Source organism: Microbacterium sp., assembly GCF_051860965.1.
GTDB lineage: Bacteria > Actinomycetota > Actinomycetes > Actinomycetales > Microbacteriaceae > Microbacterium.
The window spans coordinates 284,165-297,295 of sequence record NZ_JBIMKU010000001.1; the positions used below are offsets into that span (position 1 = coordinate 284,165).

At 72.5% G+C, this 13,131-nt stretch carries 8 protein-coding genes; 2 read left to right on the forward strand and 6 right to left on the reverse strand.

Annotated features, from left to right (window positions below):
• Nucleotides 1-17 precede the first annotated feature (17 nt).
• From ACTIFV_RS01290 to ACTIFV_RS01305, 4 genes are read right to left on the reverse strand one after another with little or no spacing between them, the layout of a single operon-like run.
• Nucleotides 18-845: an ABC transporter ATP-binding protein gene (locus ACTIFV_RS01290; protein ID WP_439590997.1), complete on the reverse strand. Its 828-nt coding sequence runs from the start codon at nt 843-845 to the stop codon at nt 18-20.
• Nucleotides 842-1,771, reverse strand: coding sequence for an ABC transporter ATP-binding protein (locus ACTIFV_RS01295; RefSeq protein WP_439590998.1), 930 nt, complete (start codon nt 1,769-1,771; stop codon nt 842-844). Before ACTIFV_RS01295 ends, ACTIFV_RS01290 begins: the two co-directional genes overlap by 4 nt.
• 4 nt (nt 1,772-1,775) lie before the next feature.
• The gene (locus ACTIFV_RS01300; RefSeq protein ID WP_439590999.1) at nt 1,776-4,520 is read right to left on the reverse strand and encodes an FtsX-like permease family protein; all 2,745 of its coding nucleotides are present in this window, start codon (nt 4,518-4,520) and stop codon (nt 1,776-1,778) included.
• On the reverse strand, nt 4,517-7,207 hold the full coding sequence (locus ACTIFV_RS01305) for a hypothetical protein (protein ID WP_439591000.1): 2,691 nt from the start codon (nt 7,205-7,207) through the stop codon (nt 4,517-4,519). Before ACTIFV_RS01305 ends, ACTIFV_RS01300 begins: the two co-directional genes overlap by 4 nt.
• Nucleotides 7,208-7,385: 178 nt before the next feature.
• Here ACTIFV_RS01305 and ACTIFV_RS01310 point away from each other — a divergent pair, with 178 nt between their 5' ends.
• Nucleotides 7,386-9,128 carry a DUF5979 domain-containing protein gene (locus ACTIFV_RS01310; RefSeq protein WP_439591001.1) on the forward strand — a complete coding sequence of 581 codons (1,743 nt, stop codon included), beginning with the start codon at nt 7,386-7,388 and terminating at the stop codon, nt 9,126-9,128.
• A 121-nt stretch (nt 9,129-9,249) separates the two neighbouring features.
• Here the strand turns inward: ACTIFV_RS01310 and ACTIFV_RS01315 are convergent, their stop codons facing one another.
• The gene (locus ACTIFV_RS01315; RefSeq protein WP_439591378.1) at nt 9,250-10,638 is read right to left on the reverse strand and encodes a glycine--tRNA ligase; all 1,389 of its coding nucleotides are present in this window, start codon (nt 10,636-10,638) and stop codon (nt 9,250-9,252) included.
• Nucleotides 10,639-10,760: 122 nt separating this feature from the next.
• Between ACTIFV_RS01315 and ACTIFV_RS01320 the strand changes: the two genes are divergently transcribed.
• On the forward strand, nt 10,761-11,792 hold the full coding sequence (locus ACTIFV_RS01320) for a class I SAM-dependent methyltransferase (RefSeq protein ID WP_439591002.1): 1,032 nt from the start codon (nt 10,761-10,763) through the stop codon (nt 11,790-11,792).
• Here ACTIFV_RS01320 and ACTIFV_RS01325 read toward each other — a convergent pair.
• Complete coding sequence (locus ACTIFV_RS01325) at nt 11,774-13,114, reverse strand: alpha-hydroxy-acid oxidizing protein (protein WP_439591003.1); 1,341 nt, start codon at nt 13,112-13,114, stop codon at nt 11,774-11,776. The genes ACTIFV_RS01320 and ACTIFV_RS01325 overlap by 19 nt on opposite strands.
• Nucleotides 13,115-13,131: the final 17 nt, after the last annotated feature.

Consider the following 13,131-nt stretch of genomic DNA (forward strand, 5'->3'; position numbering starts at 1 on the left):
GGTCGCGTCCAGCCGCGTCAGTCGCCGCCGCGTTCGCGCGCGGCGCGCAGCTCGGCACGCGTGAGGGGGATGGATGCCTCGGGACCGGCATCCACGACCGGCTCGGAGGGCGCGGGCGTCTGCGGATTCGCGGAGTCCGCGGCATCCACCGCCGACGCGGCGGGCGCCGCGGAGGTGACCCGTCCGTCGTGCAGCTCGATCACGCGATCGGCTCGTGCGACGAGCAGCGGGTCGTGCGTCGCGACGACGGCGGCGATGCCACGCTCGTGCGTGAGGGTCGCGAGGAGATCCATGATGGATGCCGCGGTGCGGCTGTCGAGCTGACCGGTCGGCTCGTCGGCGATGAGGACGCGCGGCTGCGTCACGATCGCACGCGCGATGCCGACCCGCTGCTGCTGACCGCCCGAGAGCTCATCGGGCCGCTGCGCCGCCTGCGCCGAGAGCCCGACTTCGGCGAGGGCCGCCGCGACCCGCTCGTCGCGCTCCCGCGGCTCGGTGCGCGAGATGCGCAGAGGAACCTCGACGTTCTCGGCGGCCGAGAGCACGGGGATGAGTCCGAACGACTGGAACACGATGCCGAGGGATCGATGACGGATGTCGGCGAGCGCGGCTTCCGACAGCGACGCGAGGTCCTGTCCGTCGAGCACGACCCGACCGGAGGTCGGCTCGTCGAGACCCCCAAGGAGGTTCAGGAGGGTCGTCTTGCCGGCGCCCGACGCGCCGCGTACGACGAGCAGTTCACCGGGATGCACCGCGAGATCGATGTCGTTGCAGGCGTGCACCTCTCCGCCCGGCGTCGAGAACGTGCGCGTCAGACTCTCGGCCCGCAGGATCGGCTCGGTCACTTCTGCTCCTCCTTGGGGGCGTGGGGCTGTCCCGGTCGCACCGAGACGTGATCGGGCTCGAGGTCGAGTCGCACGCGGTCCTTCAGCTCGAGGGCCTTCATGTACTCCTCGGGCAGCTGCATGCGGCCCACCCGGTCGAGCACGGCGTACTCGGCGGCGACGTGACGTTCGGCGCCCTCTTCGTCGACCTCGGTCGTGCGCAGGACCTCGGTCGCGGTGCGTCCGTCGCGGATCTGAACCGTGCGAGCCACGTGCGACGAGACCGACGGGTCGTGCGTCACGATCAGCGTCGTGACGCCGAGCTCCCGATTGGCGGCGCGCATCGCCTCGAGGACGTGCGCCGAGGTCTCGTCGTCGAGCTCGCCCGTGGGTTCGTCGGCGAGCAGCACCTCCGGCCGGTTGGCGAGCGCGATGGCGATGGCCACGCGCTGCTGCTCGCCTCCCGACAGCTCCCCCGGACGGCGGTCTGCGCGGTGCGAGATCTCGAGCAGCTCGAGCATCTCGGCCGCGCGCGCGGCCCGGTCGGCGCGCGGCACGACCCCCGCGACGGCGAGGGCGGCGCCGACGTTCTCGGTGGCCGTCAGGTACGGCAGCAGGTTGCGGGATGTCTGCTGCCACACGAAGCCGACGACGCGGCGACGGAAGTCCACGCGTCCCTTGGGCGTCATCGTGAGCAGGTCGCGGCCGCCGACGCGGGCCGTGCCGGCGGAGGGCGTGTCGAGACTCGAGAGGATCGACAGGAGCGTCGACTTGCCCGACCCCGATGCGCCCACGACCGCGACGAGCTCGCCCGCCTCGATGCGCAGATTGAGGCCCTGTAGCGCCTGCACCTCGATGCCCTTCGCCGTGAAGATGCGCACGAGGTCGGCGCAGAGGATCGCGGGCTCCCGAGCGAGCCCTGATTCCTGGTCGGTGACGGTGGTCACGGTGTCATCCTTCCTGACCCGTGCGCAGCAGCGAAGCGGCGCGCACGCGCCGTGACAGAGCGAGGGCGATGAGGGTCGATGCGGCCGCCACGACGAGGAATGCGAGGATCGCACCCCCCAGCAGGAGCGGGTCGAGGTGGTAGGCGGGCGACGTGGCTCCCGTGAAGACGCTGAGGTCCACGGCCCACAGCAGCAGCGCCGGCAGCGCGAGTCCGACGGCCGTGCCGACGACGAGCGCCGCGACCACACCGGGCAGCAGCTCCCACGCCACGAGCGCCCGGCCCGCGCGGGGTGGAGCACCCAGGACCCGCAGCAGGGCGACGAGGCGATCGCGGCCGCGTGACCCGAGCGCGAGGGTCAGCATGATCGCGAGGGCGCCGAGGATCGCGACGCCGAGCGTGCTCGCGATGAGCGCGATCCGGATCGCGAACGCACCTGTGCCCGACGACAGCTCGGCGGCGCGTGCCGTGGGGGTCGTGATCACAGCGTCGTCGCCGACGAGCTCACGGATCGCGGATTCGACGGCCGCGGCATCCGTCCCCGCCTCGAGCGACACGAGGGCCGCCGTCACCGGCGCCGTGCGCTGCGGGATGATGCGCTCCGCCCGACCGGCGTGCACGAGCACCCAGTTGGGCCCGATGCCCAAGGGGGCGGATGCCTCGCCGACTCCTCCGACTCGGGCGGGCGCTCCCTCGAGAGTCACGTCTTCCGCCGCATCGCTCGCCTCGCTCACCCGTTCCGACACGACGACGGGAGCGGTCGACCCGCTCGCTGCGAGGTCGACTCCGTCGGGGAGGAGCGGATGCTCGGGGTCCTGCGCTGCGCGGAGCTCGGCAGGATCGGCGAAGAGCATCGTCACCACGACGAGGTCGCGGCCCGCGCGCAGGTATCCGCTCGGCACGCCGGCGATCCCGGCCGCCGCCTCGACGCCGGAGACGGCGCGGATCTCGTCGAGCGTCGCGTCGCTCAGGTCGGCTCGAGCGATCTGCAGATCGGCGCCGACCTCGACCCGCGCTGTCGTGTCGATGCCGTGCTGGATCGATCCCAGCATGACGCCCGAGGTCACGGCGGCGGACATCCCGATCACGAGGGCCAGCACGGGAGCGACGCCCGCGGCGGGTTCGCGCAGCGACCGCGCGGCGCCGAGGAAGCCGACGAGGCGCGATCCCCGCGACTGTCCGGCGAACACGGCGCGCAGCGGGAGCGGGAAGAGCCGCAGGGCGACGACGCAGCCGACGAGACCCCACAGCAGGGGGACGGCGGCGACCAGCAGATCGGCCCCCGCCGCAGCGGCGCGCACACCGGTCGACCCGACGCGGGCACCCGAGAGCACGCCGCTCACGAGTGCGCCCGTCGCGAGCAGGGCGAGCACGATCACCACCGCCTCGAGCGCGACGCGCAGGCGGCGGCGGCGCGCAGACGGGGCGGCGTCGCCATCGGCCTCGTCGCGGAGCCCTGCCGGCGGTGGTGGCGTGAACCACAGGATCGCGGCGGTGAGGAGCGCGACCACGAGAGGCCCGACCGCCGAGACGGCGGTCGGCGGGATGCCGATCGACAGCGCGCCCACGATCACGAGCGCTGCGCCGAAGAGAGCGGGGACGACGCCGTACACGACGCCGTGCGTCGCGAGCGCACGCCGGACGGCGCCGGGCGATGCCCCGCGCGCTGTGAGCAGCGCGAGCGCGGGCCGACGGTCGCGCGCCACGATCCGGCATGCGAGTGCGAGGACCGCGACGGCGACGCCCACGGGAGCAGACGCCGTGATCGCGACGACCGCCGACATCGCCCGGGTCGTCGCGAGCGCGCCGTCGATCGTCGCGGTCGTCGAGGTCGAGAACTTCACCGTGAGCACGCTTCCGAGCCCGCCGGACTGCGAGCCGACGGGGTGGGCGTTGGCGGTGAAGGTGCGCAGCTGTTGCACGACCTCAGGGGCTTCCGCCGCCGAGATCCGGTCCGCGTACAGCGGGTACCAGACCGTCGTCGTGCCCTGCCAGCCCTGCAGGAGGGCGAGGGCGCTCGGGTTCAGGAACCCCGTCGCGTCGACGTGGCGGCCCGCGTCGTCGATCCAGATGCGCGGCGTGAGGACGGAGGGCACGTGGTACCAGTAGTCGTCGGCATCGGGGGAGGCTTCGAAGGTGCCTGTGAGCAGGAGCGGGAAGGGTGTGCCCGCTGCGCGGACCTCGCCGACCCGCCAGTCGAGCTCGGCCGCCGTGCGCACCGAGAGCGCGACCTCGAGAGGAGGCTGCGCGCCCCCGGGAGTAACGCCGATCACGTCCGGCGCACCGGGCCACTCCCCCTCGGCGAGCGCGGCGCGCTCGGTGTAGCGAGGATCGAGCGCGAGTTCGAGGCGGTTGAGCTCGTCGCCGCCCTCCACGTCGAACATCGGCTCCGTGCGCGCGACGTACTGCGCCTGACCCATCAGCGCCTCGAGCGGGTCCCCGACGTCATCCCGGACTCCCCCGAGCCGAGCGTCGAACTGCCCCCAGACGTCCGCGTACTCGTCGGGCAGCTCGGCATCGCCCGACCCGGACTGCGGGAAGCCCGACGCGTTCGCCTCGAGATCGCGTGCGCCGGGGGCGAGGGAGGATGCCGCGGCGCGCACCGTGGCGTCTCCGAGAGCGCTCAGCGCCACGGGCACACCCGCGGCGATGGCCGCGAGGACGAAGCACAGCATCGCGACGAGCAGCCCACCGCCCGGGCGGGTGCGCAGCATCCGTCGTCGGAGCCCTCCCCACGTGCTCACGGTCACGATGCCTCCCGGACTCGTCCGGCGCGGCTCTGCGTCGCGACGAGTCGCGCGACGATGACACCCGCGATCACCACGGCGGCCGCGACGAGAGCGACCAGCACCGCGGGGGGCATCCACCCCCACGCGACCGTCTCGGCCAGCACTGCGGGAACGCCCGGCACCGCGGCGAGCGTGAGCGCAGGCAGCGCGAGCACCGCCACCACGCCGCCGAGGATCGCACCGGCCACGGCGGCGGCGAGCACGACCCACCCGAGTTCGCCCACGCGGCTGCGGCGCTGCGCCTCCGGTGTGACGCCGAGCGCCCGCAGCACGAAGACGTCACCGGACCGACGGCGGGCGAGGGCGGCTGCCGCCGCGACGATCGCGACGGCGGCGAGAACTCCGCCGATCGAGGTCGCGACCCACCAGGTCGCGGCGAGCGAGTCGGTGAGCTCGGTGTTCGCGGCGCCCGAGTCCACCGCGTCGGCTCCGAAGACGGACGAGAGGGCGGATGCGGCATCCGCTCCCGAAGCCCAGACCTGGTCCGCGCGCAGCGCCGAGCCGCCCGAGGCGAAGAGGCTCTGCGTCACGGCGCCCAGCGGCAGCAGCACGGCGGCGTCTCGGGTCGCGCCCGGAACGGCGTCGACGAAGCCCGAGATCTGCATGCGGATCACCCTGCTCGAGCGGTCGAACCCGAGGTCGTAGGAGTCGCCGAGCGCCAGCCCGAACGTCTCGGCGAGGCTGGACGAGACGACGGCGGGCACGCCATCCGGAACCGGGGCGAAAGGGATGACGGCCGTGTCGCTCTCGCGCGACAGCGGGATGGGCGCCGTGGACGGCCAGTCGATGTCGCCCGCGCCCGTCGAGAGCGACTGCGGCGTCAGCGACGGCGTGAGCGAGCCGGGGCTGTTGGGGAACCCGACACGCACCCCGATGAGCGTCCAGGGCGCTCGGCCCGGCGGCAGCGCGCCCTCGGCCGTCAGCGTGCCCGATCCGGCGTCGACGGGATCCGGGGTGATCGCGATCGGGAGTGCGACCTTGGCGGGGGTGCCGAGCGCGTCGACGAGCCACGCCTCGCCCTCGAGCAGACCCGCGTCGGGGAGCTCGATCCGATCCTGATAGGTCGGCTCGCTGCCGTCCTCGGGGAAGGTGAAGGTCCGCACGATGCTCCCGCGCACGCCGAAGACGGCCGAGATGCGGTCCGCGTCGTCCGGCAGGGTCGCCCCGACCGGGTCGTGCGCGAGCTCGTCGGCGAGCGCGGCCGGATCGATTCCGGCCGCGGACAGCGGTGCGATGACGCTCTCGGCCGCGGCATCCGGAATCGACACCATCGACACGTCGATGTCGCTCACAGAGCCCGCGTGCGTCAGCACGGCAGCGGCGGCGGTATCGTCTGCGACGGTCGCGACGTCGGCCGCGCTCACCTGCTCGACGCCGACGACGGCTCGCGCATCAGCCCCTGCACGGAGGGCCGCGCTCTGCTCCGACACGAGCGACCATGTCGAGATCGACGCCCCGGCCAGCACGCTGCCGCCGGCGGCGAGCGCGATGAGCGCGACGACGACCCCGAACGCACCGACGTGACGCGAGACCATTCGCGCGGGGAGCGCGGGCGACAGCGCAGCGCGCGTCGCGGCGATCCGCGCCGTCACGTGGGCGACGGGCGCGAAGAACGTCAGGACGACGATGGATGCCGCGGCCAGCGCGAGCGCCGGGGCGACCGCGGTCACCACGAAGGCCCACACGTCGCTCGACGCGCCACCCGTCGCGAGCCCGCGCAGCTGCCACACGAAGAATCCCGCGGCGAGCGTCAGAAGCCCCGCACTGAGGCCTGTCACCGCCGTGCGCGCTCGTCCACCGCGCTCGATCGTCTCTCCTTCGGCGGCCCGGTGCGCCGCGATGCCGGCGATCGGACCGAGTGCGAGGACGGCCACGACGGGCACGATCCACGTCGCGCGCAGCGCTGCGACGAACCCGCTGCCGAGGAGGGTGACCAGGCCCGCGGAGGCGAGCCATCCGATCACCCCGCCGACGATCGCGACGACGACGAGCTCGATCACCGCGGCCCGTCGCGCCGCAGATGGGGCGCGGCCCCGCGCGCGCAGCAGCGACGACTCGCCGATCCGCGAGTCGCCGAGCAGCCGCGCGAGCTGGAGCGTCGCGATGACGCCTCCGATCGCGATCAGCGCCAGCGGGACCGGGATGACAGCCTGCACCGCCCGGACACCCTCGGCCGCGGTCGTGAGGGTCGCCGCGAGCCCGCCGTCGACGGACGCGCCCTGGGGCGCGAGACCGTCGATCGCCCGCGCTTCGAGATCGAGCCGAGCGAGGTCGGCGGCGATGACCGGGACGCCCCACGGGTCCAGGCCGTCGGGATCCACCGTGAGCTGCCACCGCAGAGCGCCGCCGCCGGTCGTCGGCAGCTCCTCCACCGCCAGCGAGTCGCCGAAGAGCCGTGAGATGAGCGCGGTCGCGGCATCCCTCTGCGCCGCGGGATCCGTGGACGCCGGGATCGTGAGGATCGCGGCGCGCTCGGCCTCGGGAACCGCGTCGACCGCCGCCACGACGGCGGCGCGCACCGCCGAGCCGATCGCGCCGATGACAGCCGAGACGCCGAGCACGAGCACCGCGATCGTCGCCATGACGGCGAGCAGAGTGCCCATGCGCGCACGAGCGCGCGCGAGCATCAGCGCCCACGTCGTCAACATGACCTCCTGCACCGCACGCCCGGGGGGACGACACGTCCGTCGAGTCTCGCATAGGGATCCGTTTCGCCGACTCGCGTAATAGAACCCCGATGCGACCGTCTCATCAGTCAAGCCGTTCCGCGATCTGGGGCGTGAGGCGGTGGGAGTGGCGGCCGGGGGGCCGCTTGGGGGAAGTTCCATGCAAGACATCGACGCGCCTTCGCGCGCGCCATTCATCATCCGTCGTGCCGTCGCGACGACCGCCGCGATCCTCATCTTCGGAGCATCCGTCGCCGGGGCCTCGCCCGCCTCGGCCGCGACCGTGGCGGTGCCGGGCGGCATCACCGCAGAGATGATCGACCACACCGGGTTCGAGGGGGGAGTCGCGGCACCCGCGATGGGCGACTGCGCGCGGTACGGCTCGGCGGCCTCGACCGTCACGAGCGGTCCGGTGGCGAATCCGGGCGGCGATCCCGGCACCGCGGCGGCCGCGTTCACCGACGGCCGCTCGGGAGCGGTCGCGCCCGGCTCGATCGCCTATTCGGCGCACGGGAGCACGGGGGCCGCCTGCGGCGGAGCGCAGCTCGACCTGTCGACGCAGAGCGCCGTCGGGTTCGAACCGGCCGCGCTCACCACCATCGAGACGGGCACGACCTTCAACGTCGGCCGCATGGTGCACCGCAACAATCCGCTCCGCACGCTCGTGAACGACTGGTTCCGCGGCACCATGCAGGTGAACCTGCTGGGGCTCCGGCTTCCCTACGAATGGACGCTGAACGAGACGCCGAACAACGCCCAGCCCGCCTCCGATCCCGCGAACGACGATGTGCTCGAGTTCACGGGCACGATCGGCGACCAGACGTTCGACGGACCCGACGGCGAGCGCTACACCCTCGTCGTATCGGGCTTCACGGCGCCGCTCGCCGACGGCTCGTGCGCGCCCGTCCTCGCCGATCCTCAGGCCGCGACGAACCGGTTCGAGACCGTCGAGCAGACGTCGACGTATGGATGCCTGTACGCCGAGATCCAGCGCGTGATCTCGCTCACGATCGTGAAGACGGTGGATGCCGCATCCGGCGCGATCCCGTCCTTCTCGTTCGCATCGTCCAGCGACGCGGTCGGCTCGTCGTGGGCCTCGGGCTTCACTCTCGCGCCGACCGGTGTCGGAGCAGCGGGCGCGGCATCCGTCACCCACGATCTGGTCGCCGGCGAGACGGTGACGATCGCCGAGGACGCGACTGCGTCGCCGTGGCGCTTCACCACCCTCGCGTGCGTCGACGGCGATGGCGCCGACCTGCAGATCACCACCGGCCAGACCCTCACTCTGCCGGGCTCGATCCACGCGGCGGACCCGATCGTGTGCACGTATACGAACACCGACACGACGGTCGTCGAGCCGGTCGGCGCGCTCGAGATCGCCAAGACGGTGACCGCACGGGAGGGCGCCGACCCCGACGGCTACACGGGCGGCGCCGCCCGCACGTTCGCGATCGACTACGCATGCACGCTGGGCGGCATCGAGGCGGCATCGGGCACCGCCCTCGTGTCGATCGCGGCGCCCGTCGTCATCGACGGGCTGCCCGCGGCGGCCGAGTGCGCCGTGACGGGTGAGGATCAGGCATCCCTCGCCGGCGACTTCGCGGACGACGCGTTCGCGTGGGACGGTTTCGTGGCCGACGGCCCCGTCACGATCGCCGAGGGGGCGACGGCGCGGATCGTCGTCGACAACCTCTTCACGCAGGATTCCGGCGGCGTTCCGAGCGATCCGACGGACCCGACCGTTCCTGGGCCGCCGCCGGAGCTGCCGCTGACCGATGCGCCGTCGGGCCTGGCGCTCACCGGCACCGGCCCTGTGCTCCCGCTCGTCGGCATCGCCGCCGTGCTGCTGGCGGCCGGCGTCATCGCCTTCGCCCTGCGCGGCTCGCGCCGCCGCAGCGAGTAGACCCGGGCGCGGCCGGCATCTATCCCCAGAGTCGTCCGCGCCCGCACGCCGGGACCACCCTTCCCGGCAACGCCGGAGGGCCTGCCGCATCACTGCGTGCAGGCCCTCCGGTCTTCGCTGGTCAGGCTCCCTTGAGCCGATCCGACAGGAATGCCACGAGGTCGTCGAGCGGCACGCGCTCCTGCGCCATCGTGTCGCGGTCGCGGACCGTGACAGCGCGGTCGTCGAGCGAATCGAAGTCGACCGTGACGCAGAACGGCGTGCCCACTTCGTCCTGGCGGCGGTAGCGGCGGCCGATCGCACCGGCGTCGTCGAAGTCGGTGTTCCAGCCCTGGGCGCGCAGTTCGTCGGCGACCTCGCGGGCGAGCGGCGACAGTCGCTCGTTGCGCGAGAGCGGCAGCACGGCGACCTTGACCGGCGCGAGGCGCGGGTCGAGCGCGAGCACCGTGCGGGTGTCGGTGCCGCCCTTCGCGTTCGGCACCTCCTCCTCGCGGTACGCGTCGACGAGGAAGGCCATCATGGCGCGCGTGAGACCGAACGACGGCTCGATGACGTACGGGATGTACCGTTCGCCCGACGCCTGGTCGAAGTACGTGAGCGACTGGCCGGATGCCTCGGTGTGGCTCGTGAGGTCGAAATCGGTGCGGTTGGCGATGCCCATGAGCTCGCCCCACTCCTTGCCGGTGAAGCCGAAGCGGTACTCGACGTCGATCGTGCCCGCCGAGTAGTGCGCGCGGTCTTCCTTCGGCACGTCGAACTGGCGCATGTTCTCGGGGTCGATGCCGAGATCGACGAACCAGTCCCAGCACGCCTGCACCCAGTGGTCGAACCACTCGCCGGCCTCGGCGGGAGGCGTGAAGAACTCGATCTCCATCTGCTCGAACTCGCGGGTGCGGAAGATGAAGTTGCCGGGCGTGATCTCGTTGCGGAAGGCCTTGCCGACCTGGCCGACGCCGAACGGCGGCTTCTTGCGGGCGGCGGTCACGACATTGCCGAAGTTGATGAAGATGCCCTGCGCCGTCTCGGGACGCAGGTAGTGCACGCCCGACTCGTCGTCGACGACGCCGAGATACGTCTTCATGAGGCCCGAGAACGCTTTGGGCTCGGTGTACTGGCCCTTGACACCGCAATTGGGGCACGGCACGTCGGCGAGACCGTTCTCGGCCTTGCGGCCCTTGCGCGCCTCGAAGTCCTCGATCAGCGTGTCGGCGCGGAAGCGCTTGTGGCAGTTGAGGCACTCGACGAGCGGGTCGCTGAAGGTCGCGACATGACCGGATGCCTCCCACACGCGCTTGGGCAGGATCACCGACGAATCGAGGCCGACCATGTCGCCGCGACCGCGCACGAACGTCTGCCACCACTGACGGCGGATGTTCTCCTTGAGCTCGGTGCCGAGGGGACCGTAGTCCCATGCGGAGCGGGAGCCGCCGTAGATCTCACCAGCCTGGAAGACGAACCCGCGGTGGCGGGCGAGGGCGATGACTTTGTCGAGGCGGGACTGCTCGGCCACGGTGGCTCCAATGGTCGGGAGGGGGGTGTGCGCCGGCGAACCCGGCATCCGTCCAGTCTATCGGGCACCTTCTGCCGACGTTCGCGGAGGACTACCATGTGGCCGTCGGCGAGGAGGCTGCCATGGACGACGAATCGGACTTCGCAGACGCCGTGTTCGCCCGGGTGCTGGGCGGATTCGAGATCCTCTCGATCTACGTCGGCGACCGGCTCGGGCTCTACCGCCTGCTCGCCGACGAGCCGCGGACCGCCGACGCTCTCGCGCGCGACGCGGGCATCCATCCGCGCTACGCCCTCGAGTGGCTCGAGCAGCAGGCGGTCGCCGGCATCCTCACCGTCGACGACGGCGCCTTCGCCCTGCCCGCAGGCCACGCGAGCGTGCTCGTCGACTCCTCGTCGATCGTGTATTCGGCGCCGCTCGCGCGCATGGTCGCGGCCGCCGCGATGCGGCTCCCCGATCTCCTCGACGCGTACCGCACGGGTGGGGGCGTGGGCTGGTCGGAGTTCGGCGACGATGCGCGCGACGCGCAGGGCGACGTCAACCGCCCCTGGTTCGAGTCCCGACTCGGGGCGGCACTGGCATCCGTCCCCCGCATCCATGACGTGCTGTCGCGGCCCGGCGCCCGCATCGCCGACATCGGCTGCGGCCACGGCTGGTCGACGATCGCGCTCGCCCGCGCCTACCCGAGCGCGCGGGTCGACGGCTTCGACGTCGACCCGCCGGCGATCGAGGCGGCCGAAGAGCACGCGAAGGGGATGGATGCCGTCGCCTTCGCCGTCTCGCCGGGCGAGCAGATCTCGGGCTCGTACGACGCGGCGTTCGTGTTCGAGGCGCTGCACGACATGCCCGACCCGGTGGCGGTGCTCTCGGCGATGCGTCGAGCAGTGAGACCCGACGGCCTGGTGGTCATCATGGACGAGGCCGTCGCCGACGCGTTCGCCCCCGACGGCGACGAGGTCGAGCGGGTCATGTACGGCTACAGCCTCTTCCTCTGCCTGCCCGACTCGATGTCGACGCCCGGCTCCGTCGGGACGGGCACCGTCATGCGGCCGACGACGCTCGAGCGATACGCGCGCGAGGCGGGTTTCGCGGGCATCGAGGTGCTGCCCATCGAGGACTTCGCGGCCTTCCGCTTCTACGCTCTGGCGCGCTGACTCGGCACCTCGCGCAGCGTGCTCCGGTCGAGGTCGGCGATCCTCGTGCCGCCCGAGAGCCCCAGCGTGATGTCCAGCTCGGCGAGCAGATTGCGCAGCACTTCGCTCACGCCCGGCTCGCCCGCGATCCCGAGACCGTACGCGTACGGACGCCCGATCGCGACGGCTGTCGCGCCGAGGGCGAGTGCTATAGCGGCATCCGATCCCTGTCGCACCCCCGAGTCGAAGACGATCGGCACGCGACCGCCGACGCGTTCGGCGATCTCCGGCAGCACCGCGAGGGTGGGCACGGACTGATCGATCTGACGCCCGCCGTGGTTCGAGATCCAGATGCCGTCGACACCGGCATCCATCGCCCGCGCAGCGTCGTCGGGGTGCACGATCCCCTTCAGGATGATCGGCAGAGTCGTCCACTCGCGGGCCTTCGCGAGGTCGTCCCACGTCAGCGCGGGCGTCGAGAAGACGTCGAGGAACGTCTCGACCGCGGCGCGCGGCAGCGGCGACCGCAGGCTGTCGCGCAGCCCTGCTCCGGTGAGCGCGCGGCCCTTGCGGGCGATCGTCACGCCGGCCGCGACAGCCTTGGGGGTGATCTTGACCGCAGGAGCGTCGGACGACGGGGCCGCCCGCGCCCGCTCCCGCACGAGCTGCTGGAACACGGGATCGCTCGTGTACTGCGCGATGCCCATTCCTCGCGTGAACGGCAGGTAGGCGAGGTCGAGGTCGCGCGTGCGCCAGCCGAGCAGATGCGTGTCGAGCGTCACGACGATCGCTTCGCATCCGGATGCCTCGGCCCGCCGCAGCAGCGACGCGTTGAGCTCGTCGGACGCCGACCAGTACAGCTGGAACAGCCGCGCACCGGCGGGCGCGGCATCCCGCACCTGCTCCATCGGGAACGAGGCCTGGTTCGAGAGCGTGTACGGGATGCCGAGGGAGGCCGCTGCGCGTGCGACCGCGAGATCGGCCTCGGCGTGCGCCATCTCCATGACACCGAGGGGCGCGAGCAGGAACGGGGTCGGCCGGGTCCTGCCGAGGAACTCGATCGACAGGTCGCGCGTGGACACATCGCGCAGCGGTCGCGGCCAGATCTGCCAGCGCCCGAACGCCTCCCGGTTCGCGGCGACCGTGCGCTCCGCTCCCGCGCCGCCGGCGATGTACGCGAAGGCCTCGGCGCTCAGCGCCTTGCCGGCCGCCGCCTCGAGTGCGGCGGAGTCGACCGGCACGAGCGGCTTCGTGCCGCTGATGCCGGCGCGGTAGATCTCGGACTGGGTCCGGCGCGAGATGCCGCGTGCGGCGGCGGGATCTGAGGGAGCCACGGTGCTCATGCCGCTCAGCCTAAGCG